At 60.0% G+C, this 24,764-nt stretch carries 23 protein-coding genes and 1 pseudogene; 19 read left to right on the top strand and 5 right to left on the bottom strand.

Features of this window, described 5'->3' with window-relative positions:
* Positions 1-78: 78 nt before the first annotated feature.
* The 3 genes and pseudogenes from CKA38_RS05775 to dgt all read right to left on the bottom strand — a co-directional run bounded on the left by CKA38_RS05775 (position 79) and on the right by dgt (position 3,661).
* On the bottom strand, positions 79-1,152 hold the full coding sequence (locus CKA38_RS05775) for an NAD-dependent epimerase/dehydratase family protein (RefSeq protein ID WP_108824639.1): 1,074 nt from the start codon (positions 1,150-1,152) through the stop codon (positions 79-81).
* A 13-nt stretch (positions 1,153-1,165) separates the two neighbouring features.
* Positions 1,166-2,223 (bottom strand): annotated as a pseudogene (locus tag CKA38_RS05780) (NAD-dependent epimerase/dehydratase family protein).
* A gap of 103 nt (positions 2,224-2,326) precedes the next feature.
* Entirely contained in the window at positions 2,327-3,661 is a 1,335-nt protein-coding gene (gene dgt, locus CKA38_RS05785; protein WP_108824640.1) for a dGTP triphosphohydrolase, read from the bottom strand.
* A 200-nt stretch (positions 3,662-3,861) separates the two neighbouring features.
* Between dgt and CKA38_RS05790 the strand changes: the two genes are divergently transcribed.
* From CKA38_RS05790 to CKA38_RS05850, 15 genes are all read left to right on the top strand, one after another.
* Complete coding sequence (locus CKA38_RS05790) at positions 3,862-5,232, top strand: 3-keto-disaccharide hydrolase (protein WP_108824641.1); 1,371 nt, start codon at positions 3,862-3,864, stop codon at positions 5,230-5,232.
* Between the two features lie 63 nt (positions 5,233-5,295).
* Positions 5,296-6,639: a Gfo/Idh/MocA family protein gene (locus tag CKA38_RS05795; protein WP_108824642.1), complete on the top strand. Its 1,344-nt coding sequence runs from the start codon at positions 5,296-5,298 to the stop codon at positions 6,637-6,639.
* A 158-nt stretch (positions 6,640-6,797) separates the two neighbouring features.
* The gene (gene efp / locus CKA38_RS05800) at positions 6,798-7,355 is read left to right on the top strand and encodes an elongation factor P (protein WP_108824643.1); all 558 of its coding nucleotides are present in this window, start codon (positions 6,798-6,800) and stop codon (positions 7,353-7,355) included.
* Positions 7,356-7,601: 246 nt separating this feature from the next.
* Positions 7,602-8,168, top strand: coding sequence for a hypothetical protein (locus CKA38_RS05805; RefSeq protein WP_108824644.1), 567 nt, complete (start codon positions 7,602-7,604; stop codon positions 8,166-8,168).
* A gap of 168 nt (positions 8,169-8,336) precedes the next feature.
* Complete coding sequence (locus tag CKA38_RS05810) at positions 8,337-8,837, top strand: CD225/dispanin family protein (RefSeq protein ID WP_108824645.1); 501 nt, start codon at positions 8,337-8,339, stop codon at positions 8,835-8,837.
* A gap of 124 nt (positions 8,838-8,961) precedes the next feature.
* Positions 8,962-9,339 (top strand): DUF2752 domain-containing protein, encoded by a 378-nt coding sequence (locus CKA38_RS16325; RefSeq protein WP_257791577.1) that lies wholly within the window; start codon positions 8,962-8,964, stop codon positions 9,337-9,339.
* A gap of 89 nt (positions 9,340-9,428) precedes the next feature.
* Positions 9,429-11,156 carry a glycosyltransferase family 39 protein gene (locus tag CKA38_RS05820; RefSeq protein ID WP_161554757.1) on the top strand — a complete coding sequence of 576 codons (1,728 nt, stop codon included), beginning with the start codon at positions 9,429-9,431 and terminating at the stop codon, positions 11,154-11,156.
* Between the two features lie 85 nt (positions 11,157-11,241).
* Entirely contained in the window at positions 11,242-12,402 is a 1,161-nt protein-coding gene (locus CKA38_RS05825; RefSeq protein ID WP_108824647.1) for a DegT/DnrJ/EryC1/StrS family aminotransferase, read from the top strand.
* A 40-nt stretch (positions 12,403-12,442) separates the two neighbouring features.
* Positions 12,443-12,589: a hypothetical protein gene (locus CKA38_RS15685; RefSeq protein ID WP_161554758.1), complete on the top strand. Its 147-nt coding sequence runs from the start codon at positions 12,443-12,445 to the stop codon at positions 12,587-12,589.
* Complete coding sequence (locus CKA38_RS05830) at positions 12,579-13,592, top strand: glycosyltransferase (RefSeq protein WP_108824648.1); 1,014 nt, start codon at positions 12,579-12,581, stop codon at positions 13,590-13,592. Before CKA38_RS15685 ends, CKA38_RS05830 begins: the two co-directional genes overlap by 11 nt.
* A gap of 50 nt (positions 13,593-13,642) precedes the next feature.
* Entirely contained in the window at positions 13,643-13,990 is a 348-nt protein-coding gene (locus tag CKA38_RS05835) for a four helix bundle protein (RefSeq protein WP_108824649.1), read from the top strand.
* 66 nt (positions 13,991-14,056) lie between these two features.
* Complete coding sequence (locus tag CKA38_RS16330; RefSeq protein WP_236919181.1) at positions 14,057-14,305, top strand: formyl transferase; 249 nt, start codon at positions 14,057-14,059, stop codon at positions 14,303-14,305.
* A complete protein-coding gene (locus CKA38_RS05840; protein ID WP_236919263.1) occupies positions 14,278-14,991 on the top strand; it encodes a formyltransferase family protein in 714 nt (237 codons plus the stop codon). The genes CKA38_RS16330 and CKA38_RS05840 overlap by 28 nt, the downstream gene beginning before the upstream one ends.
* 69 nt (positions 14,992-15,060) lie before the next feature.
* A complete protein-coding gene (locus tag CKA38_RS05845) occupies positions 15,061-16,107 on the top strand; it encodes a bifunctional UDP-4-keto-pentose/UDP-xylose synthase (protein ID WP_108824650.1) in 1,047 nt (348 codons plus the stop codon).
* A gap of 42 nt (positions 16,108-16,149) precedes the next feature.
* Positions 16,150-17,049 (top strand): polysaccharide deacetylase family protein, encoded by a 900-nt coding sequence (locus tag CKA38_RS05850; RefSeq protein ID WP_108824651.1) that lies wholly within the window; start codon positions 16,150-16,152, stop codon positions 17,047-17,049.
* Between the two features lie 38 nt (positions 17,050-17,087).
* On the opposite strand, the gene CKA38_RS05855 is transcribed toward CKA38_RS05850, so the two are convergent.
* Entirely contained in the window at positions 17,088-18,125 is a 1,038-nt protein-coding gene (locus CKA38_RS05855) for an SdiA-regulated/phytase-like domain-containing protein (RefSeq protein ID WP_108824652.1), read from the bottom strand.
* A 2-nt stretch (positions 18,126-18,127) separates the two neighbouring features.
* Complete coding sequence (gene deoC, locus CKA38_RS05860) at positions 18,128-18,841, bottom strand: deoxyribose-phosphate aldolase (protein ID WP_161554759.1); 714 nt, start codon at positions 18,839-18,841, stop codon at positions 18,128-18,130.
* A 124-nt stretch (positions 18,842-18,965) separates the two neighbouring features.
* Here deoC and CKA38_RS05865 point away from each other — a divergent pair, with 124 nt between their 5' ends.
* The 4 genes from CKA38_RS05865 to CKA38_RS05880 all read left to right on the top strand — a co-directional run bounded on the left by CKA38_RS05865 (position 18,966) and on the right by CKA38_RS05880 (position 24,763).
* Positions 18,966-20,039: a 3-deoxy-D-arabino-heptulosonate 7-phosphate synthase gene (locus tag CKA38_RS05865; protein ID WP_108824654.1), complete on the top strand. Its 1,074-nt coding sequence runs from the start codon at positions 18,966-18,968 to the stop codon at positions 20,037-20,039.
* Between the two features lie 52 nt (positions 20,040-20,091).
* On the top strand, positions 20,092-21,162 hold the full coding sequence (locus CKA38_RS16730; protein WP_108824655.1) for a S1C family serine protease: 1,071 nt from the start codon (positions 20,092-20,094) through the stop codon (positions 21,160-21,162).
* Positions 21,163-21,185: 23 nt separating this feature from the next.
* Positions 21,186-22,943 carry a hypothetical protein gene (locus CKA38_RS05875; protein ID WP_108824656.1) on the top strand — a complete coding sequence of 586 codons (1,758 nt, stop codon included), beginning with the start codon at positions 21,186-21,188 and terminating at the stop codon, positions 22,941-22,943.
* A gap of 68 nt (positions 22,944-23,011) precedes the next feature.
* Positions 23,012-24,763, top strand: coding sequence for a hypothetical protein (locus CKA38_RS05880; RefSeq protein WP_108824657.1), 1,752 nt, complete (start codon positions 23,012-23,014; stop codon positions 24,761-24,763).
* The last annotated feature ends 1 nt before the right edge of the window (position 24,764 follow it).

The following is a 24,764-nucleotide window of genomic DNA, read 5'->3' on the forward strand; positions in this document are numbered from 1 at the left end:
CGCATGGCATCGAAACGCTTCTCATAGATTCGTTGCAAGTCATCCGGATTATTATTAGTCGTCATGGTTTGAAGGCATTTATAATGCCGCGGATACATCAAGCCAGTTGGGATTGGCGTGCGCATGGGCGGCAATCTCCCCAAGGATTTCGCACGTTGTGGTCGCGGGGCGCCAGTCCCATAGGCGGGCGGCCTTGGTGGAATCAAGAACCATCCAAGGAATGTCAAAGGGGCGCGAATTCGGATCGGTGTCTATTTCGCGCGGTTCGAAGTTTTGCGCGCACCAGGCGCTGAGTTGGCGCAGTGACATGGCCGATGCGGAGCCGCCTGCGCAATTTATAATACGGTCGCCGCTTTCGAGCGCGCGTTGATTACCGATTTGTTTCAGCAGGAGCGGCACGAGGTCCTTCGGGTGCAGGCAGTCGCGAACTTGGTGCCCCTGTCCGTCGAAACCGATGTATTTCAAGGGGTGTCCGCGTAGGTAACTGTTTATCCAATATGAAAAAATACCCTGGTCGGCGCGGCCGAATTGTCCCGCGCCGGCGAGCACTCCGCAGCGGTTTATATACACGGGGAGGGCGAAGGTTTCCCCGTATTCGAGTCCAAGCGTTTCGGAGGCGAGTTTTGTGGCTCCGTAAAGCGAAACGGGGGCGAGCGTGGAAAAGGTTTCGGAGACGCCGTTCGCGCTGATTCCAGCGGGGAGCGCGGCGTCGGTTGCGGGTCGGTAGGCCTCGTTGTGAACTTCAACGGGGAGCGCGGCAAGCGGCGGAATCGAATACACGCGGCTGGTGCTCAGGAGTATAAAGCCCGCCTTGTGTCGCTTGCAGTATTCAAGAAGGTTGATCGTGCCGCAGAGGTTGTGCTCGACGAGCTGGCGCGTGCTGGTTTTTCCGTCAACGCCCGCGAGCACGCTGGGATTCGCGGCGGCGTCGATGACGAAATCGGCGGGCGGCAGGGTTTCGAGATCGCTGGCTACCCGAATATCGCCGTGTTGGATGCGGACGCCGATCGCCTTCAGTCGGGCGCGGTTGGTTTCGCTTCCGGGGCGTATGAAATTATCAAACCCAAAAACAGTGTGTCCATGGTTCGCGAGTTCGGAGGCCAGTGTGACGCCGACAAAACCACATATGCCCGAGATGAGTATTTTAGACATGGGCGGACGTGTGTTATTGAATGCGTTGTTGCCAGGCTTCCACTATCTGGCGGATTGTGTCCTCGAGTGACTGGGTGATGTCCCAGGCGGGGTAGTGCGCGCGCATTTTGCCCAGATCACTGTAATAACAGATGTGGTCGCCTATGCGATTTTGCTCAACGTAGGTGTATATCTGTTTCTTCTCGCTGAATTTTTCGGCAATCGCAAAGGCTTCCAATATGGAGCAGGAATTGTTTTTTCCCCCGCCAAGATTATAAACTTCCCCACACGGGGGGCGGCGGCGAAGGCGGCCATGAAGCGGGCGACATCAAGCGAGTGTATATTATCGCGCACTTGCTTGCCTTTATAACCGAAAACTTTGTATTCGCGGCCCTCCAGGTTGCATTTGACGAGGTAGGAGAGAAAGCCGTGCAGCTCAACGCCGGTGTGGTTGGGGCCGGTCAGGCAGCCACCGCGCAGGCAGCAGGTGGGCATGTTGAAATAACGGCCGTATTCCTGCACCATGACGTCCGCGGCGACTTTGGACGCGCCAAAGAGAGAGTGTTTGGACTGGTCGATGGTGAAGGTTTCCGCGATGCCGTTTGCATAGGCGGGATCGGCGTAGTCCCAACGGGTTTCCAGTTCGGTGAGCGCGATGCGGTTGGGCGCGTCACCGTAAACCTTGTTCGTGGACATGTTGATGAAGGGCGCCTCGGGGCAGGCTTGGCGCGCGGCTTCGAGGAGGTTGAGCGTGCCGACGGCGTTGGTGTCGAAATCGTCAAAAGGGATGGCGGCGGCGCGATCATGGGAGGGTTGCGCGGCGGTGTGGACGATGATGTCGGGACGGATTTCCTTGACGAGGGCGAGCACGCCGGCGCGGTCGCGGATGTCGAGTTCGTGGTGTTGAAAGGCGGGCAGTTCGCGGGCGAGGCGTTGCTGGTTCCAGCGGGTATCGCCTTGCGGGCCGAAGAAGACCGCGCGCTGGTTGTTGTCCACACCATGCACGGCGCAGCCGAGTTCACGGGCGAAGTAGGTGCAAACTTCAGAGCCGATAAGTCCTGACGAACCGGTGACGAGTAGTTTCTTGGGCATGAGTTTTGGCGAAAAAACGTAAGCTAGTTGTGAATGTGTGGATGTAAAGAGCGTAGCTGAACGCCCGGGGGCCCGCGGGCTTTGGCCTTATGGGCGACGGGGTTCAGCTCAGATCCCGGATGCTGCCGAACTCGGGGTCGACGAGGCGGCGGTAGGTGCGGACGATCATGCCGTCGGTCAGGCCGGCGAGCCAGTCGCAGATGCAGCGGGCCTTGCCTTCGCGCGTCTTGGCCTCGTTGATTTGGTGCGCGGCACGGATGGGGATGACTTTGATCGCACGACGGGCTTGGGGCGGCTCGACATAGTTTTCCCATGCGGCTTCCCAGAGCGTGTGCAGCACGCGGCGGGCTTTGTATTCGATTTGCTGGAGTTGCGGGCTTTCGAAAATGATGTCGTTCGCCATTTTCTTGTAGAACTCGGCCTCGGCGACGGCGGCGGGCGCGATGGTGAGTTCGAATCGGTAGCGGTTGGTGAGCGTCGACATGAAGTTGCTGCGTTCCTTCAGGCGCGTGGCGCGGACGAAGGTGCCGATTTTCGCCGCGAACATGCGCTCGAGCTTGTCGGCGCGAATGCCGTCGATGAGTTTCCTCAAGCAATCACCACGGGCTTTGGCGCTGAGTTTGAGCGGGCCGGTTTGCGCGTTCCAGTGAGATTCCGTTTTTTCAGCCCAGGCCTCGATGCGTTCGATTGTGAGAAAACCGGCTTTCACGCCGTCGACGATGTCGTTGAGCGAATAGGCCGCGTCATCGGCCCAGTCCATGATCTGGCATTCAACGGACTTGAATGCGTTGAGCGCGAGGCCGTCGTGAAGCTCGCCAGGGATCTTGCGGTTCGCGAAAACAAATGAGCGCTGCTTTTCCTGATAATCGTAGAGGAAGTGGTTTGTTGGTTTCGCCTCGGAGCCGGTGAATTCGCGGTAGAGTTTTTTGTATTTGAGAACACCGTCGGTGAGGGCGCGCGTGGGCTGCATGCCGCGCACGGCGGTTTCGGATTCAAAGATGGTCTCGCCGAGGAGGCGAAGCGTTTGCGCGTTGCCCTCGAATCCCCCGTGGTCGCGCATGATTTCTTGAAGCGTGCGCTCGCCCGAGTGGCCGAACGGCGGATGCCCGAGGTCGTGCGCGAGGCAAATGGCTTCGACGAGGTCGTCGTCGATATAAAAATCGGGGGCGAGAAGGGCGCGGCTCGGGCACTCCGCCGAGGCGAGATAGTGGCAGATGGAGCGGCCGATTTGCGCGACTTCCATGGAGTGCGTGAGGCGCGTGCGGTAGAAATCGTATTCGCCGGAGAGGAACACCTGCGTTTTCGATTGGAGCTTGCGGAAGGCGTGCGAGTGAATGAGCCGGTCACGATCAACCTGAAACGCGCTGCGATAATCTTTTTTGCGGGGTTCGCCGAGCGTTTGCGTGTCGAAGTCGGAATAAAACCGATTGTGTTTCATGAAAGATAAACTGGGAGTTGAGCATGAATGCGGCGGGGCGGGCGATGTTTTTTGCAAACAGAAAAATGTGAAAATAAAAGAACCGGAGGACTCCCCGAGGGTGTTTTTTTATGCAAGGCGTGCTCGCTTTTGTCTTTGCGGCGTGCTCAGTTTGAGGTCTGTTTTTTTAACACATCATTTTTCAGCTACCCTTTCATACTATGAAAAAAACACTCCGAGGCGTTCATGCGTTTGTTTTTGCACTGGCGGTCATCGCGCCGCTCGCGCTTTCAGCGGGTCCATGGGAGCCGCTTTTTAACGGCAGGGATTTGTCCGGCTGGAAGCAGGTCAACGGCACCGCGCCCTACACGGTGGTTGACGGCGCGATCGTGGGCACGACGGTGCCGGGTTCGCCGAACAGTTTCCTCGCGACCGAAAAGCTTTACGGCGACTTCATTCTCGAACTCGAGGTGATGCAGGATGCGCCGAGCAACAGCGGCATCCAGTTTCGCAGCGAATGCCGCGCCTCCGACGGGCGCGTGCACGGCTACCAAATGGAAATCGACCCGACGCCGCGCGCGTGGACGGGCGGCATCTACGACGAGGCGCGGCGCGGCTGGTTTTACACCGGCTCGATGAATCCCGCCGCGCGCGATCTCTACAAGCTCAACCAGTGGAACCGCGTTCGCATCGAGGCCATCGGCCCGTCGATTCGCACTTGGATCAACGGCGAGCCGGTCGCGCATGTGATTGACGACATGAACGCGCGCGGATTCATCGCGCTGCAAATCCACTCGATCTCGAAGAAGAAGCCCGAGGAGGCGGGTCGTCGCGTGTTCTGGCGCAACATCCGCATTCAAACCACCGACCTCAAGCCCTCGCCGGCGGACTCGCTTTTCATCCGCAACACAATCGTCAACAACCTTGCCGGCGCCGAGCGCGCGCAGGGCTGGAAGCTTCTCTGGGACGGCAGGACGACCGCGGGCTGGCGCGGCGCGGGCAAGAAGGCGTTTCCCGAAAAAGGCTGGCGCATCGAAAACGGCGAGCTGGTTGTCCAGAAATCCGACGGCAGGGAGTCGCAGAACGGCGGCGACATCGTGACCGAGGCGGAATACGCGGCGTTCGAGGTTGCGCTGGAATTCAAGCTCACCAAGGGCGCGAATAGCGGCATCAAATATTACGTGACCGAGAAATACGTGACCAAGGGCTCCGCCATCGGGCTGGAGTTCCAGTTGCTCGACGACGCGAATCATCCCGACGCGAAACTCGGCGCCGCGGGCAACCGCCAGCTCGGCTCGCTTTACGACTTGATCCCGATCAACCGGATGCCGGGCAGCCTCGGCGTCAAGCCGCGCCTCGGCGAATGGCAGCACGCGCGCATCATCTCGCGCGCCGACGGCACGGTGGAGCACTGGCTGAACGGCATCAAGGTCGTCGAATACACGCGCGGCTCGCCGCTCTTCATGGCGCTTGTCGAACGGAGCAAATACAACAAGCACGAGGGCTTCGGCCTCGCGAAGAGCGGGCGCATTTTGTTGCAGGATCACGGCGACGAAGTGCGCTTCCGCAGCATCAAGCTCCGCGAATTGTGACGAACAACCAATCCTCGCCTGTTTCACGTTTATTCACCCATCACCTTCACCCTTCACTCTTAGATGAATCGTCGCACGTTTATACAAAGTCTCTCACTCGCAGGGCTTGCCGTCGGGGCAGGCAGTTTGTCGCCGCGCCTGTTCGCGCGCGCGCGCGGCGCGAACGACCGGATTCGCGTGGGCCTGGTCGGGTTTGCCGACCGGTCGCGCGACACGCTCATCCCCGCGTTCCAACGACTGGCGGGCGAACTGAATTGCGAGATCGTCGCCGTTTCCGACATCTGGAACCGCCGCCGCGACGAAGCCGTTGCGTATTTCAAAAACAAATACAGCCAGGACATCGCCGTTTATCGCAACAACGAGGAGATGTATGAAAAGGCCGGCCTCGACGCGGTCATCATCGCCACGGCGGATTTTCAACACGCGCTGCATTGCATCGAGGCGGTAAAAGCCGGGTGCGACGCGTATGTCGAGAAACCCTTCGCCGAAACGATGGCGGACAATCGCGCCGCGCTCAAGGCCGTGCGCGCCAGCAAGCAGATCGTGCAGATCGGCTCGCAACGGCGCAGCGGACGCAGCTACCACGCCGCGCATGACTACATAAAGTCGGGCCAGTTTGGTGACATCGTTTTTGCAGAGATGAGCTGGAACGTGAACCAGCCCGGCCGCTGGCGCCGCCCCGATCTCGTCGCGGGACTCAAGGAGGGCGATGTGGACTGGAAGCGTTTTCTCATGAACCGTCCGCGCGTCGCCTGGGATCCGAGAAAGTATGTCGAGTATCGCCTGTTCTGGCCGTATTCGTCGGGCATTCCCGGACAGTGGATGTGCCACCAGATCGACACCGTGCACTGGTTCACCGGACTGCCGCATCCGCGCAGCGTGAGCGCCAACGGCGGCATCTACATGTGGAAGGACGGGCGCACCAATTTCGACACGATGACATCCGTCTTCGATTACGGCCCGCTCGACGACCCGACGAGGGGATTCCAAGTCGTCTACACTTCGCGTTTCAGCAACTCGGCGGGCGGCGTGAAGGAGGTTTATTATTCCAACGGCGGCGAGCTGAACCTCGACACAAACGAAGTTTCGCCGAAAGGCGGACTGACCGAGAAATACGCCACGCGCATGAAGATGCGGCCGAACCGGCTCAAGCCCGCGTCGTTGAAAGGCGACGGCCCCGCCGCGACCGACGCAAACACCGGCGTGGACAACATGGTGCTCGCGCACATGCGCAACTGGATGGAATGCCTGCGCTCGCGCAAGGAGCCGAACGCGCCCGTCGAGGCCGGCTACCAGCATTCCATCGCCACGATCATGGCCAACGCCGCCGCCCGCACCGGCGAAAAAGTGACCTTCGACGCCGCGCGCCAGGAAGTGCTCGCCGGCGGAAAAGTGTTTCACCTGTGATCCGGGCTCATTTCGAGATCGCCGGGCCCGGCCCGGCGTTCTCTCCCGCGCGCCCAGGTTTGCCCGCATGCCAATCCTTGACACTCCCGCCTGCGAACGCATAACCAATCAACCTTTTAACACTCGGAAAACACACATCCCTCAAACGTAATCAGCACATGCCCGCAGCAAACGACATTCGCAAAGGACAAGTTATCAAATACAATGGCGAGCCGCACCTCGTCATGGAAACACAACACCGCACGCCGGGCAATTTGCGCGCGTTCGTCCAGATCAAGATGCGCAACCTCCGCTACGGAAAGGCGCTCGACCAGCGCTTCGCATCGACCGACACCATCGAGGTCCTCCAGACCGACAAGCGCACGCTCGAGTTCAGCTACGCCGACCGCGACACCTACGCGTTCATGGATCCCGAGACCTACGAGCAGATCGAGCTCAACACGCAGCAGCTCGGCGACGTGGTCAACTACCTCGCCCCCGGCGGCAAGGTCGACATTCTCTTCGTTGATGAAAAACCGCTCAACGTCGATCTCCCCTCAGCCGTCGCGCTCAAGGTCATCGAAAGCGCCGAGGGCATCAAGGGCGACACCGCGAGCAACGTGCAAAAGCCCGCCAAGCTCGAAACCGGCCTCACAATCCAAGTGCCGCTCTTTGTGAAGGAAGGCGAAGTCATTCGCGTAAACACCGCCGACGGCACCTACCTCGGACGTGCTTGAAGCGCACCTGAACGAAAAACGATTTTTCGCTTTTTAAAAACAGCCCGCCAAACCGCGGGCTGTTTTTTATTTCGATTGCAATCGCAGGGGCGCGCCTTGATTGCGAGTTCCCCTCGGGGACCTTCAATGTCATCGCATGTTCATGGAAACTCGGGCGCCTTTTCCACTGCCTTGCGACTTGGCAAAGGGTGAAAATCTCGTGAAACTTCGCTCACTTTTTCGACAAAAACCATCAACAATCCATCCATGAATAACAACGAAAACCTGCCCGTCGTCCAACCCAAGCCCGAGACCTCCGAAGTGCGCAAAGCCAGCTTTTGGGTCAGCCAGATATGCGTCATCATTGCGACCGTCCTCGGCGTGTATCTCGCCGCCACCCAGGGTCTCAAGCAGGCCATCGCGTTCGACGACATCCGCTCCGACAAAAACAACGCTTACCTGCGCATGTCGCTCCGCACCGAGATGGCCGGCAACATCGAAGTCGTCAAAGACTACGTCGCCAAGGTTCGCAAGGACGGTTCGCTCGCATCCCGCAAGCGCGCGCTCGCGCTGCAGACGTTTGTTTGGGACAACATGAAATTTTCGTCCAACACCCTCGAAACCCCGTCCGAATTCCTCATGGCCAACGCGGACTTCCTGCGCACCATCACCTATCTCCACGGCGAGATCGCCGGCAGCGGCATTTCCACCGATAACGGACTCAAGCGCATGGAGGCGGCGATCAAAAAACTCGAGGAAACCGTGCTCCCGAAACTCGACACCAACGTGGAGGAACTCCGCACCAGTCTCAAAAAACGCGACATCGACATTTAATCCAAAAACACCGGGTTTCGACCCGGTGTTTTTGCAATGGCATTGGAATCGCCATGCGGGACCGGGCATCATGCTTTTGTCTCGCAACCTCGCTTGCCAAACGCCCGTTTTTTCGCGAACCTGCCGGCATCATTTCCCGACAAACGAACCACACACACATAACTCCCCATGACCTATCACATCGCCCGCAACAACCAGCAACTTGGCACTTTTCTCAAGGATGAAGTAATCGCCCGCTACAACGCCGGGGCGATTCTCCCGACCGATCTTGTGTGGACTGAGGGCATGGCCACGTGGGAGCCCGCCTCTAAAATTTTCGGCGCACCCGCGGCGCCTGCCGTTGGCGACGTCAGCGTCCCCGGCTCGCCCCCGCCTGTCACCGGAGTTGCGGAGCCGATGATGACGGTGCCTCCCGATGTCAAACCGGTCAAACCCGGCAACAATCTTATTGGCGCGATCATTGTCACGCTCTTGTGCTGCGTGCCATTGGGCATTGTGTCCATCGTGTTTGCGGCGCAGGTGGACGGAAAATACAACAAGGGCGATTATGCGGGCGCCGAGGATGCCGCGAAAAAATCGAAGACCTTTATGTGGCTGTCGGTGGTTCTCGGCCTTGTGGCCAGCGTCATTATTTTTGCGATGAGCTTCGCGGGCGCGCTGGCGCAGTAATTGCGCCCGCCAGTTTGAGGTTTGCCCGCGTCGCAATCTTGAGTGTGAAAACACAAGGCCGCCAGTTTTGACCGCGCTTGGAAATTTGTCCCGCGCCATTCGGCAACCGCGTGTGTTTGCCGCGGTGGCGCTGGTTGTTTTGATTTCCGGCTTTGCGTGGACTTATTATGCCGGCCCCTCGCCGCGGGCTTGGTATCCGCCATGTCCGTTGCGCGCAACGACGGGTTTGCTTTGTCCGGGATGCGGATCGGCGCGCGTGGTCCATGATCTTGTCCACGGAAATCTGCGCGCCGCGTGCGGGCACAATATCCTTGTTGTTGTCGTCGCGCCGTTCCTCGCGATATGGACGGCACGTTCACTCTGGCGCGCCCTTCGGCGCAATCTTCCGCCGCTGCCGGTGCGAACCGGCCTGGCGCGTGTCGTGCTTGTTGTCGTTGTTGTTTTCATGATCGCGCGCAACCTTCCGTGGTGGCCGTTTGCGCTCCTGGCGCCCGGACCGTAGGTGCGTTCAAAAATATAGATGCGCTTATCCATCAAAACATTCTCGCCCTGAATGCCCAAACCCCGCTCTATTCAGCTTTTCATCGCACGATGATCGCGGCTGAACAGAATTCGGGACTCTCCAACCCCCAAAATACCGACTCCACCTCGTGGCGTCGTGATTTGACATGGCTCGCGCTTATTCTCGTGGTGTGGTTCGGCCTTTTTCTCGGCTCGCGGCCGCTCAGCAATCCCGACGAGGGGCGCTACACGGAAATCCCGCGCGAGATGGCCGCGACCAACGACTACGTGACTCCGCGCCTCAACGGCGTTAAGTATTTCGAGAAACCGCCGCTGCTCTACTGGCTCATCGCGCTCACCATCGAGGTTGCCGGCGTCAACGAATGGACGGCGCGCGCGTGGGTCGCCATTTTTGCGACGCTCGGCTGTCTCGCCACGTATGCCGCCGCGCGCGGGCTTTTCGGACGCGCCGCGGGCTGGTGGGCCGCCGTCGTGCTCGCGACGATGCTGCTCTACTACACGCTCAGCCGCGTTGTGATTCTCGACATGCCCGTGTCGGTTTTTGTCGCGACCGCGCTTTTCGCGTTTTTGTTCGGCATACGAGCGCCCGCCGGTCCCGGGCGCCGCTGGCTCTTCTGGGCGTTCTACGCGAGCATGGCGCTCGCCGTCCTCTCGAAAGGCCTCATCGGATTTCTCCTGCCGTGCACCGTCGCGTTTGTGTGGCTGCTCGTGTTCAACCAATGGAAACGCCTGCGCCCCTGCCATCCGTTCACCGGCGCGCTTATGCTGCTCGCCATCGCCGCGCCGTGGCACGTGCTCGCCGCGCGCGCCAACTCTGACTTCGCGCAATTCTATTTCATCCACGAGCACTGGACGCGTTTCACAACAACCGTGCACGAGCGTTACCAACCGTGGTGGTATTTCGCGCCCGTGCTGCTCGTCGGCATTTTTCCGTGGACCGTCTTTGCGTTCCAGACGCTTCGCGTAAACGTGCGCGGCGGCTGGCGCGCGATTCGCAACGAGCGCGCCGACGAGTGGTTCTTCATCGTGTGGGCCGTGGTGATTTTTCTCTTCTTCTCGAAATCACAGTCGAAACTCCCGCCCTACATCCTGCCGATATTTCCCGCCATCGCGGTGCTTATCGGCAAATGGCTTGCCGACGCGTGGCGCGCGCGCAAGGCGCCGGGATTGCGCGCCGGCCTCGCCACCTACGCGATCCTTTCCGCGCTGCTCGGTCTCGCGCTCGCGTTCTGGCCCCTTGTCTGGTCCGTGCCGGAGAAACACGCCGCGGCCACCAAACTCATCATCGGCGAGTCCATCTGGTTTGCCGTGATCTTCCTCGGCAGCGCCGCCGCGCTCGCCTGGTGCCTGCGCTGCGGAAAAATGCGCGGCGCCCTGGTCGTGATGACCGCCGGTTTCGCGCTCTGGCTCGCGTCGGGCAACCACCTCGGCGACGAACTCGACACGCGCTCCTCAAAACCGCTGTCACTCGAACTCGCCCGCCGCCTCGCGCCGGGCGACACCGTGTATTCAGTCGGTGAATACATTCAGGACGTCGCGCCCTACATCGGGCGCGAAATCTCCGTCGTCGATTATTTGGGCGAGCTCGAGTTCGGCGTGCGCGCCGAGCCGGAGAAGACCGACTCGCGCTTCATCGACAAGGCCGAGTTCACGCGCCGCTGGCTCGCCTTCGATTCGCGCGCCTACGCCATTGTGCGAAAACGCGCCGCCGATCGCTATTTCTCCTCGCTGCCGCACACCGTGGTCGGCGAAACCTCGCGCTACCTGCTCCTTGTAAACAAGCCCGACGCACAATAATCAACGCGCCCATGTTTTCCCAAACACAAAACATCCACGCAAACGCCTCCGCAGGGGCGCACCTTGCGTGCGCCCCATATCACGCATGAGCCCGACCGACGACACAAAGCCGTTTCTTCCTTTCACGCGTCCCGACATCGACGAGGAAACCATCGCCGGCGTCGCCGACGTGCTTCGCTCCGGCTGGATCACCTCGGGCCCGCAAGTGAAGGCTTTCGAGGCCACGCTTTCGCAACTTTTCGGCGGACGCCCCGTGCGCGCCTTCAACTCCGGCACCTGCACCATGGAAATCGCGCTGCGCATCGCGGGGGTGGGGGAGGGCGACGAGGTTATCACCACGCCGCTTTCGTGGATCGCCACAAGCAACGTCGTGCTCGAAACCGGCGCGAGCCCCGTCTTCATGGACATCGACCCGGTCACGCGCAACATCGACCTTGAAAAAATCGAGGCCGCCATCACGCCGCGCACCAAGGCGATCATCCCCGTTGATCTCGCCGGCCTGCCCGTTGACCGCGACCGCCTTCACGCCATCGCGCAAAAACACAATCTCCGCGTCGTCGAGGACGCAGCGCAAGCGGCCGGCTCCAAATGGCGCGGCAACCTCATCGGCACGAAAGCTGCGAGCCGCGATTTTGCCTCCTTCAGTTTTCATCCCAACAAAAATATAACCTCCATCGAGGGCGGCTGCCTCGTCCTCAACGACGAACGCGAGGCCGCGCTCGCCGAGCAATACCGGCTGCAAGGCGTCGTCCGCACCGGCTTCGACGGGATGGATGCCGAAGTGCTCGGCGGCAAATTCAACCTCACCGATGTCGCCGCCCGCGTCGGCCTTGGCCAGCTCCGCCGCCTCGACGAGTTCAACGCAAAACGCCGCGCCCTTGCGCAACACTATTTCAAGCTCCTCGACGCCCCCGCCGCGCGCGCCCTCAACCTCGGCCTGCCGCCCGCCGATTTTGAGAACAGCAACTGGCACATGTTTCAAGTGGTGCTCCCCGAGGGTCCCGGCTGTCTCACGCGCGCGCAAGTGATGGAGAAAATGCGTGCCGCGAATATCGGAACGGGAGTCCATTACCCGCCCATCCACCTCTTCACGCTCTATCGCAATCTCGGCTGGAAGCCCGGCGATTTCCCCAACGCCGAACGCATCGGCCGCACGATCCTCACGCTCCCGCTGTTCCCCGCGATGACCGCCGATGATGTCGGGCGCGTGGTCGCGACGTTGGGAGAAATTTTGCAGAAAAAATAAACCGCTAATGGACGCGAATAGACGCGAAAATTTTCAAGTCATGAATAGCCGCCAAAAGGCACAAGAGGCACCAAGAGAAAAAGGATTGTTTGGTTTTGCGCCTTTTTGCGGTTATTCATTCAGTCTTTCATTGGCATTTATTCGCGTTCATTCGCGTCCATTAGCGGTTAAAAATTATGAGCACTAATTCCTCCGCCTCCCTCACCCAAACGCCCTTTGCGCCGCCGTCCCTCGATGTCTCCATCGTCATTCCTGTTTACAACGAACAGGGCAACCTGCCGCTTTTGTTTCAACGGCTTTATCCCGTGCTCGACGCGCTCGGACGCAGCTACGAAGTCGTTTTCACCAACGACGGCAGCGTGGATGCGTCCATCGAGCTGCTCACCGAGCAGTTCAACGCGCGTCCCGATGTCACGCGCGTGATCGACTTCAACGGCAACTACGGCCAGCACATGGCGATCATGGCGGCGTTCGAACGCGTGCGCGGCAACGTGGTCGTTACGCTTGACGCCGACCTGCAAAACCCGCCCGAGGAAATCCCGAAACTTTTGGAGAAAACCGACGCCGGCTACGATTGTGTCGGCGGCGTGCGCCAGAACCGGCAGGACAGTATTTTCCGCCGCTACGCCTCGATGTTCGTGAACTTTGTGCGCCGCAGCTCGACGAGCATTGAGATGACCGATCAAGGCTGCATGTTGCGCGCCTACAGCCGCGCCGTTGTCGAGGGCATCGTGCGCAGCGGGGCGATCAACACATTCCTCCCCGCGCTCGCCTACACGCTCGCCAAAAATCCGACCGAGGTGCCCGTCGCGCACGAGGAACGGCACGCCGGCGTGTCGAATTATTCGCTCGGAAAACTCATCCGTTTGAACTTCGACCTTATCACGGCGTTCACGACGGTTCCTCTTCAACTGTTCACCATGCTCGCGATGGCGTGCTCGGCGGGCAGCCTCCTGCTCGTCTGTGTGCTCGCCTTCCGCCGCATCTTTCTCGGCGCCGAGGCCGAGGGCCTGTTCACCCTTTTCGGAATTTTATTCTTCCTCGTCAGCGTCTGCATGGTCGGCATCGGAATCATCGGCGAATACGTGGGAAGGACGTATCAAGTGGTGAGGGGGCGGACGAGGTATCAGGTGAATCGGGTGCTGGAGAATAATCTGACGCATGAAGGAGGAAATTCCAAATTCCAGTGATCAAATTCCAATAAAATTCCAAAATCCAAATACCAAACCCTCTATGCCACATGAGTGAAAACCTTGAAGAACGCACGGAGAAATTTGCGGTTGCGGTCAGGACATTTGTGAGGGCGTTGCCGCGCACGGTTTCCAACATCGAGGATGTCAAACAACTCGTGAGAGCGTCGGGTTCGGTGGCTGCAAATTATATCGAGGCCAATGAATCGCTTGGAGGGAGAGACAAGCTGCTGCATTTCAAAATATGCCGAAAGGAGGCCAAGGAGTCCGGCCTTTGGCTGCGGCTTGTTCATGTGGGCGACAATAATGCACCACTTGAAAACCAACGACAGATTCTGCGCCAAGAAGCACGCGAACTCACACTGATATTCGCCGCCATCTTGAGAAACATGGAGTAATCTAATGCATGCATTGATAATTGGAATTTCGTTGGCATCTGATCACTGGAATCTGAAATTTCTCCCATGAAGCCTCGCATTCTCTTCCTCGGTTATAGCGAAGTCGGCTACGAGAGCCTCTCGCTCTTGCTTTCCCGGGGCGACAACGTCGTCGCACTCGTCACGCACGAAGACAATCCGGACGAAAAAATCTGGTTCAAAACCCCGGCTGTTGCCGTTCGCGAACACAAATCGACCATTCCCGTTTTTGCTCCCGCTTCCATAAACACCCCGAATGGCTCGCGCGCATACGCGACGAAATCCGGCCCGACCTGATCCTCTCCGTTTATTATCGCAATATGGTCGGCGAACGCATCCTCGCGCTTCCGCGCCTCGGCGCGTTCAACATGCACGGCTCGCTCCTTCCCAAATATCGCGGACGCGCCCCTATCAACTGGGCCGTTCTCAATGGCGAGCCGCGCATTGGCATGACGCTTCACAAAATGGTCGGGCGCGCCGATGCGGGCGACATCGTTGACCAGCAAGGCGTGGATATCGGCCCGCGTGATACCGCCGAGCAGGCCTTTCGCAAAGTCCTCCCTTGCGCGCGCGCCATTCTCTCCCGCCAAATCGACGCGCTCCTCGCAGGCACCGCCCAAGCCACGCCGCAGGACGAATCGCAAGCGACCTATTTCGGCGGACGAAAACCCGAGGACGGACGTATCCAATGGACGGATACAAGCGCGCAAATCTTCAACCTAATCCGCGCCGTCACCGATCCCTACCCCGGCGCGTTCACAGATGTTCGTGACGCGGGCGACCAGCCTGCGGATTCGAAAACTTCTCCCCGCCTCATGGTCTGGTGGGCCGAACAAATCGCCGCGCCGCGCCGCGCCGCGCCCGGCGAAATCCTCTCACTCTCCCCGCTCGTCGTCGCCGCCGCCGACGGCGCGCTCGAGCTCACCCGCACCGAATGGCGGGGCGCAGCCGCGGCCCCGTTGCAAATCGGACAAATCTTATAACAAGCTCGCCCCGCCCCGCGCCCTTGCCTTACTTTCTAATTCCTAATTTCTAATTCTTACTTTCCCATCATGCCACTCAAAGTCCTCATCCTCGGTGCCAACGGATTTATCGGAAGCTGCCTCACCGCCGCGATCCTCCAGCAAAAAGACTGGGAGGTTTACGGCATGGACATCGGTGACAACAAACTCATCGGCAGCCTCGGCAACCCGCGCTTTAAATTTGTCGAGGGCGACATCACCATCAACCGCGAGTGGATCGAGTATCACGTGAAAAAATGCGACGTCGTCATCCCGCTCGTCGCCATCGCGAACCCGAAGCAATACGTGCTCGCGCCGTTGCGCGTGTTCGAACTCGATTTCGAGGCCAACCTCGAGATTGTGCGCAAATGTGTTAAATACAAAAAGCGCGTCCTCTTCCCCTCGACCTCCGAAGTTTACGGCATGAGCCCCGACGCCGTGCTCGACGAAACGACCACGAACCCCGTTTACGGCCCCATCGACAAGCAGCGCTGGATCTACGCCTGCTCGAAACAACTCCTCGACCGCGTCATCTACGCCTACGGCATCCACGAAAACCTCGACTACACGCTTTTCCGCCCCTTCAACTGGATCGGCCCGAAACTCGACAACGTTTTCGAAGCGAAGGAGGGTAGCTCGCGCCTTTTCACGCAGTTCATCAGCAACGTGATTTTCAAGAAGCCGCTCCAGCTCGTCGATGGCGGCGCGCAAAGCCGCTCGTTCACCTACATCGACGACGGTGTGGATTGCCTGATGCGCATCATTGAAAACAAAAACGGAGCCGCCTCGCGCCGCATTTTCAACATCGGCAACCCGGCCAACAACGTCAGTGTCGCCGACCTTGCAAAAATCGTGATCGAAATCTTCCGCGAATACCCCGCCTGGCGCGAGCACGCCGATCATGCAAAAATCGAAGTGGTTTCATCCGGCGAATATTTCGGCAAACATTATCAGGACATCCAGACGCGCGTTCCCTCGATCAATGCCGCGAAGGAAGCCCTCGGCTGGGAGCCCAAAACCGACCTCGCCACGGCGATTCGCCTGACCCTCGACTACCACCTCGCCCAAAAAGACCACGACCTCGGCGCGCAAAATTGAGTTGGAAATGTGGCTCTACAGAGTCGCGTCATAAAATTTCGCATGCCCAAACTCGCCCTGAAAATTGATGTTGATACGGAACGCGGGACGCGTGTCGGCGTGCCGGCGCTGGTTGCGCTGCTGCGCGAGTTTGAAGCGTCGGCGTGTTTTTTGTTTTCGCTCGGGCCGGACAATACGGGCAAGGCGATCAGGCGCGTGTTTCGCCCGGGTTTTTTTAAGAAGGTCAGCCGCACGTCCGTTGTGAGCATGTATGGCGTGCGGACGCTGCTCAACGGCACGTTGCTGCCCGCGCCGCACATCGGGCGCAAACACGCGGGCGTCATGCGCGCGGTGCGCGAGGCGGGGTTCGAGACGGGCATCCATTGCAACGACCATTTTCGCTGGCAGGATTACGTGCGCACCATGCCGCTCGAAAAGGTGCGCGCGGAGTTCGGTGCCGCGCGCTCCGAATACGAGCGCGTCTTCGGCACACGCGCGCTCACCGCGGGCGCGCCGGGCTGGCAGACGTGCGTGAACGCGCGCCAAGTTTACGACGAGGCGGACTTGCTTTACTCAAGCGACACGCGTGGACGCGCGCCGTTTTTTCCGCGCATCGACGGGCGCGTTTTTAACACGCTCGAAATCCCGAGCACGCTGCCGACGTTCGACGAATTGCTGGGGCGTCCCGAGTTTCCCGACGACAAGATCGTGGCGCACTACATGAGCCTGTTGCGCGAGGATGCGTTGAATGTGTTCACGCTGCACGCCGAGATCGAGGGCATGATGAAGGCGCCGCTTTTTCGCGCGCTGCTCGAGGCCTGCCGCGAGGCGGGCGTGGAGTTTGTCCGCCTCGACGATTGCGCGCGCGAGTTGCTCAAAACCCGCGGGACAATTCCCGTGCGCGACATCGTCATGGCAGAGATCGACGGGCGCTCGGGGTTCGTCGCGACGGAGGGTGAATAGCGCGGTCGCGGTGGCCGGTTACTGGTTTCTCGGCCAGCTTATTTTAAATCATACCGAAGAAGCGCCGCGTTTTTGTTCTCCTCGGTTACGAAGATGGTTTTTCCGTCGCTCGAAAAACACGCGGCCTCGGCCTGGCCGAGTTTGTGCGGGGGCAGCACGAGCGGGTTGCGCACGAGCGCGGAGAACCAACTTTCGCCTTCGCGTCGCGCATATAAAAGCACGTTGCCGTAGGTCAGCACGACCGCCGAGCGTCCGTCGGGCGAAAAATCCATTCCGGTCGGTTGTCCGCGGAAGCGTCCCGTCGGCACGGGCAGCAGGTTTTGCACGGACGATGTTTGGGGCAACAGGGCGATTTTTCCCAACTCCCACGCAATTTGCGGCACGCCTGCGGCCTCCGGTTTTAGCGGCACGGAGAACAGGCGGTTCGGTGTTTCGCGTTTTGTCAGCAGGTAGATTTTTCCGTCGCTTCCGTCGCCTTTTGCGCCCGGATCGACCGCCACCGCCTCGCAGTCGTGCGGTTTGTCGGGATACAAGATCGGCACGTTCCACGCCACTTGCACCACGAGTTCTTTTGCCGGGGAAAGTTGCGCGATGTCCGGTTCCTCGATCACGTAGAGGCTGCAGTTTTTTCGCCTCGCGTTGTTGTCACCCGTGTCGGCCACGAGCAGATAGGCGCGTCCGCCGATTGTGAACGAGGCCATGTCCTCCCAGTCGATGTTGTCCGCGCCCGCGAGCCAGACTGAGCCGAGAAAACGGCCGTCGGTTCCGATCGCATAGAGCACGGGATCGTTGCCGCTGTCGTTGTGCGTCCAGAGCACGCCGTTTGTTTTTCGCGACGCCGCCAGCCCGCTTGCCTCGTTGATTTTCGGGTTGGCGAGTTTGCCGGCGCGCACGATCTCCGCCGATGTGAATTGGCCGCCCGCGGCAGTCGCAGCCGGAGCCGGCGCGCGCGGACAGCCGGCGTGTATCAACAAAATGGATACGCACATCGCGCGCGCAAAAATTCCGAGGCCGCGCGCGTGTGTGTTGCCCGAGCCCTCGTCTTTTTCCGCCGAAGCCATGCCCGTGGCGTTCACGATCAATACGCGCCCGGCGCCTTTGCCGCCGCGCCGCCCTTGAACTCGGTGAGCAGCGCGCCCGCGTTTGAGGTGCCGAGTCGTGACGCGCCCGCTTCGATCAGGGCGAGGGCGTCCGTTAGCGTTTTGATGCCGCCCGCCGCCTTCAATTTGATTCGCCAGCCGTTCAGGTCGCGTCGGTTTTTTGCCCACAGTTCGATCTGTTCGCGTTTCGCACCCGCGGAGCCGAACCCAGTGGATGTTTTGATAAAATCCGCGCCGGCATCCTCGCACATTTTCAGCGCCTCAAGCATTTGTGTTTCCGTGAGGAAGCAGTTTTCCGTGATCACCTTGATTAATTGTCCGTTGCCATGCGCGACGCGCGTCAGCTCGACCAGCTCCGCCAGCACGTCCGGGCCGCGGCCCGCGCGCAATGCCGCGTAGTCCATCACAATGTCCACCTCGTGCGCGCCCGCCCGCGCCATCGCGTTGATTTCGGCCTCCTTTGCGGCCGTGGTGAAGCGTCCGCTCGGAAAACCGACCACCGTGCCGATTCGCATTTTGGAGCCCGCGAGCACGCGCGCCGCGAGCGGCACGCTTGTCGGGTAAATCATCACGCAGGCAAACCCGCCCTCGACGGCCTCTCGGCAAAGCGCCTCGATGTCGGCCTCGGTGGCGTCGAGGCGAAGGTTGGTGGAATCGAGTGTGGCGGCAAATTCGGCGGGAGTCAGGCTCATGGGAAATGGGAAAAGCGGGTTTGTTTGTTGGATTGCGCCCGATTGAACCTTTTTGCCCATTAATCGCAACTCCAGCTTTACGCACGCGCCCCGCCCGCCTACGCTGCACATTTATTTTACAACCATGATTATTCCGAAACCCGCACGTCTGTCGCCCGAACAACTCGCCGAGATATCCGCAATCGTCGAGCCCTTTGGCTGCCGCATTCAGCCCATCATAGGAGCCGTGCGCAATATTTATGCCATCGTGGGGGATGAGCGCGACGAGCTCATGACCAACCGCCTCGAGGGGCTTCCCTACATTGAGCGCGTGGACAAGATGCAGTCGCCCTACAAGCTCATGGACCGGCGCTCCTCGCTTTCGGGCAACAAGATCAAAATCGGCAACCTCACCATCGGCGAGGATCTGCTCGTCATCGCGGGCCAGTGCACCATCGATCCCAAGAACCCGAATTACTTTTACGAAACCGCCCACGCCGTGAAGGAAGCCGGCGCCAACTCCATCCGCGGCGGCGTTTGGAAACCGCGCACCAATCCCTATTCGTTCCAAGGCGACAACAAGTCGCTCGACATCCTCATGGAGGCGCACCGTCGCACCGGGCTTCCCGTCGATGCCGAGGTGATGGATGAACACCAGCTCCATCTGGCCATTGAGGCCGGCGTGCACATGCTCCAAGTCGGAGCGCGCAACGCCCTCAACTATTCGCTTCTCCGCGCCATCGGCGGCGCCGTTGCCAGCCGCCCCTCGACCGTCGTGCTCCTCAAGCGCTCCATCCACATGGGCCCGCTCAACGAGTTTATTTCCGCCGCCGAGTATATCGCCGCCTTTGGCAACCCCAACATCCTGCTTTGCCCGCGCGGCACCTCGCCCGCCATTGACGGCTACCGCAATCATCCCGACGAATCCATCACGCCCCTGCTCAAGGAAAAAACCTGGGCGCCCGTCGTGGTCGATCCCTCGCATTCCGTCGGCAAGGCCGCCTATGTGCCCGCCTGCGCGCTTGCCGCCGTCGCCTACGGGGCCGACGGGCTTTGCATCGAATCGCACATCTCGCCCAGCAAGGGCATTGGCGACGATCCCAAGCAGGCGCTCACGCCGGAAATGCTCGCTTACACCATCCGCGAAGCCCGCCAGCTCTGGGCCGCGCGCCGCGAAGCGCGCGCTCACGCGCCCGAGGGGATTTCACCAGCAAAATAACAACACGCCCGGTCTGTCCGATCAATTTGGCGGCCGGGCCCGACCGATCATTATGACGTTCCGAAAACTTCCCGCGCTCATCCTCGCAACGCTCGCCATTTCGGCGCTTCAGCCTTTCAGTGTTTGTGCTCCCGTTGGGCCGGAGGGCGCCCCGTCGGAGCCGGCGCCCGCGCCTCGCGTCGCGGACGTTGCGCAGCCGCGCTCGTCAGCCTTTTCCCTCGGGCGTGTCAGGCTCAAGAACGGCTCCGCCATCCAGGGTGACATCATTGCCGAGCGCGCGGACCGGGTCATCGTCGATCTTGGATTTGATGTTGTTGCGATTCCCCGGGACGACATTGACAGCGTCACCACCGAGGCCGCGGACGATTTTTCGGACAACACCGAAACGGAAACCGGCGACTCCGCGCTCTTCCGCACCGCGCCCAACCAACCCGCCCTCACCGTCAAGGAAAACGTCTCCCGTGTCGGCGAAGCTGTTGTGCAAATCCGCACGCCCACGGGGCTCGGCTCCGGCTTCATCATCGATCCCGCCGGCTACATTGTCACCAACCAGCACGTCATCGCCGGCGAATACAATATCTCCGTCACACTCTTCCGCAGCGGACGCAATGAACTCGAAAAAGTCGTTTATCATAAAATCCGCATCGTCGCGCTCGACCCGCGACTCGACCTCGCCCTTCTCAAAATAGAGGACCTCCCCGCCGCCGTGACGCTCCCCACGCTTCCCCTCGGCGATTCCAACACCCTCAATGAAGGCCAGACTGTCTTCGCCATCGGCAGCCCGCTCGGACTCGACCGCACCGTCTCGCAGGGCATCGTCAGCAGCCGCAACCGCCCCCTCGGCGGCCAGCTCTACATCCAGACCACCACGCAAATTAATCCCGGCAATTCCGGCGGCCCGCTCTTCAACCTCCAAGGCGAAGTGGTTGGCGTGAACAACATGAAACCCATGATCACCGGTGTCGAGGGGCTCGGCTTCTCGATTCCCGCCGCCGTCCTCAAAAACTTCCTCCGCAACCGCGACGCCTACGCCTTCGACGCCCGCAACCCCAACTCCGGCTATCGCTACCTGGAGCCCCCGCGCATCCTCAAGACCAGCGGCACCGCCAACTCTGAACAGTGAGCACCATTCCAAATCCAAACCGCATGAAAAAAACATCCACCTCCGCCTTCCGCATCGTCCTTCTCGTCGCCTGCGGTTTTGTTCTCTCCGCCTTCCGCGTGACGGCGGTCGCATCCACGCCGCTCATCAACCTTGTGGGCGAGGACGCGGCCATTGTCATGATCGCGCACGACGCCCCTAAAATAGTGAAATCCTACAAGGACGGTCCGTGGCTCGAAATGTGGAACGACAATCAAATCAAGCGCTTTCTCGCGCCGCTCCACGCCAAATTGAAAAGCGAGGAATGGGATGAAAAAGTGAAAGCCAAAACCGGCCTCACGATTGAGGAGCTTTTGGGCCTTGTTCAGGGCGACTATCTCATCGCGCTCAAAAGCATGCCCGCAAACATCGACAAGGTTTCCAGTGAAGACATGCCCCTGATCATCGCCGCGGAAATCGGCGACAACAAAGCCAGGGTCGAAAAACTCATTGCCACGCTTGTTTCCGAAAAAAGCGCGTCGCGCACAACAGACTCCGAGGACTACGCGGGCGTCACCATCAACATCATCAAAAACACCGGCAAAGCCGACGGCGCCGAAAACACCGCCTGGGCCATTGTCGACAAGACATTCCTGCTCAGCCCCTCGAAGGCCGCGATCATCTCGACCATCGAGGCCATTAAAAACGGCGGCGCGGAAAACGCCTTCGGCAAATCCGAGCGCTACCTGCGCATGCGGCAGAGAACCGGCGACGCGCAAGTCATGTATGCGGTGAACTTCCAGGCGATCTACCCCGCGATCAACGATGCCTTTGCTAAAAAGGCGGCCTCCGGCGGTCGCGACGCCGCTTATATTGATTACACAACCCTCGCGTCCGCCCTCGGCTTCAATGCGCTCAAGGATATTTATTTCGGGGCCAATTACGGCACCGACAACGTCACCGCGAGCGGCGCCATCACTTACACCGAACGCCGCGGCCTCCTGAGCCTGCTCACATTCGGCGACGGCTCCGTGAAAATTCCCGAATACGCCTCCGCCGACTGGCCGACGGTCAATGTTGTCAACTACAGCATCCCGCAGGCGTTCACCGCGCTCGAGCAACTCCTCGAGGCCATCAACCCCGGCGTCTCGATGATGATTCAGGGCCAGCTCGAGAGCGCCAAGCAAGGCCTCGGCATCGACATCAAGCGCGACCTCATTGAAACCCTCGGCGAGCAAATCGTGAGCGCCAACATTCTCCCCGCCGGCGTGACGGCCAACGACACCGGCTTCAGCGAAAAAATCGGCGTCCTCTATGTGATCTCGCTCAAGGACGCGCGCACATTCCAGAATGCGATCGAAACCCTCAAGCGCTCCTCCGGCCTTGAGAATCACCCCATGCTCGTCCAGCGCGAATACCTCGGCAACACAATCACCACGATCAACACGGGCGCCAAGCAAGTCAGCTACACAATTGCGCGAAACCAGCTCGTCGTCGGAATCGGCTCGCCCACGATTGTTGAGTTCCTTGTGCAAAACCTAGCCAACGGCACCACCGCGCCCCTCGCCGAGCGAAACGACGTGCGCGAAAACTTCGCCGCCGCGCCCGCCGACACGGTCTCCTTCAGCGTGCAAAACACCGCCTTCACCTTCCGCCTGCTTTGCGACGCCTTCGCGGCCCTGCCGCAGTTGAGCGAATACGTGGATTCCTCCGCCACACCCAGTGTCGAGTTTTTTGAAAAACATTTCGGTAACAGTTACGGCTGGATGACCTCCGAATCCGACGGACTCTACTTCACGTCAAAGATGTTTTATAAAAAGTAATCCGCGGCCCAAAAGCACGGCGGCAGCCCGGAGGCGAACGCGCGCCTGAATGCCCGAAAATCTTCGACATGACATCAATAATCCCCAGTTCCCTCCGGTTCGCCCTGTGCGCGCTGGCGTTTGGCGCGGCCGCCTGCCTGGCCTCCGCGCCGGTCCGCGCCGCCAACCTCGCCGAAGTCCCGGATGAAAACGCGCCGGTCATCATCATGCTGCGCGACATCCCGGAAATCCTCCGCCTCTGGGAAAAAACTCCGATCGCCGCCCTGATCAACGATCCCGAACTCAGCCAGTTCAACGACCAAATGAACGCGCTGCGCGGCATCGCACCGCTTCCCCCCGACGCCGGCGGCATGGATGAAATCACCGCCATTATAAAACAGGTCTCGAAACTCGCGCCCAACGCCATTGTCGCCCTTGCGGACATCAACTTCACATCACCCGAAACACTATTGGGATCCCTGATTGTCGCGCTGGATCTCGGGACCGGGGCTCGCGAAACCGAAAAGCAAATTTCCATGATGCTGGCCGAAGGGAAATGGGAACGCCGCGTCGAGGATTATTTCGGTCTGCCGATCAACATCGAAGTTGTGCCGCAACCTTCCGGCGGCGAAAGCCTCACGATATACTGGGCCGTCCTTGACAGCACTCTGATCGCCTCCGGCAACCGCGAGCACCTTTGCGCCTCCATCGACCGGGTCAAACGGATCGGCAAAACCATCTCGTTCGCCATGTCGGCGCGGCACAGCCGCATGATGGGCACGATTGGCATGGCCCAGATCGCATACGCCGCCAATATCAAGTCGCTTTTCGCCACCGTCAAAAAAGCTGCGAGCGAACAACTCGCTAAGAACCCGGAAAGCGCCATGGTCAGCATGGACGCCATCGAATCGGCGCTCGGCATCGACGCATTCGGCGACGCCTTTTTCGGGGTTATTCTCGATAACAATGAAATGCAAATCGCGGGAGCCTGCACCCACGACAATCCCCACGGTTTGCTGCGGCTGCTCGCGCCCAAAGCCGGTTCGCTTCCCCGTCCGCCCTTCCTTCCCCAAACTCTTTCCAGCGTCTCCATATCCAACTTCGACGCCGCCGGCACCTTCGCCACGGTAAAGGCATCCGTCCAGCAAATCGCCCCTTTTGTCGGCGCGCTGATTGATGCGCAAATCAACAACCTCAATCAAAACATGGGCGTTAATCTGGAAAACGATTTGCTGGTCAACATCGACGGCTGCATGATCACGGGCATGTTTCCGCCCGCGAAAAACAGCAAGGAAACCAGCATGTTCCTCGCCTTTCCATTGAAAAAGCCGGAAGCCTTCACCGCCGCCCTCGGAAAACTTATCGCGGCCGGCGGCCTCCCTGAAAAAACGCGCCAGCTCGGCGATATCACCATTCGCAGTGTATCCAACGGGACCAACTATCCCGGCTCGAGGTTCGAGTATGCGATTGTCCGCAACTATTTTTTGGCGGCCGGCGGCACGGGCGGCATCGATCAAGCCGTGCGTTGCTGGGCCGGTCAAAGCGCATCGGTTTGGACGGATCCCCGGTTCGTTGAAATGGCGGACACCATGCCCGGAAATCTCTGCGGCATTTCCCGTTATTCCCTGCGCGACATGGCCCGCCTTTGGTTTGTCCCCGCGGGCACCGCCGTGCAGCGCGCGGCCATCGAAACCCGGCCCGCCGACGCCGGGCGCGCAAACACACCGGCCCCCCGCCTGCCAAGTCCTTCCTTTGACTCCCTGAAAGACTACCAAGTTTACAACTATTTCTATCGCAAAAACGACGGCACCTACTTCAGGACAAAAATCACACGCAATTAAA

The organism is Ereboglobus luteus, assembly GCF_003096195.1.
In the GTDB taxonomy this organism is placed as follows: domain Bacteria; phylum Verrucomicrobiota; class Verrucomicrobiia; order Opitutales; family Opitutaceae; genus Ereboglobus; species Ereboglobus luteus.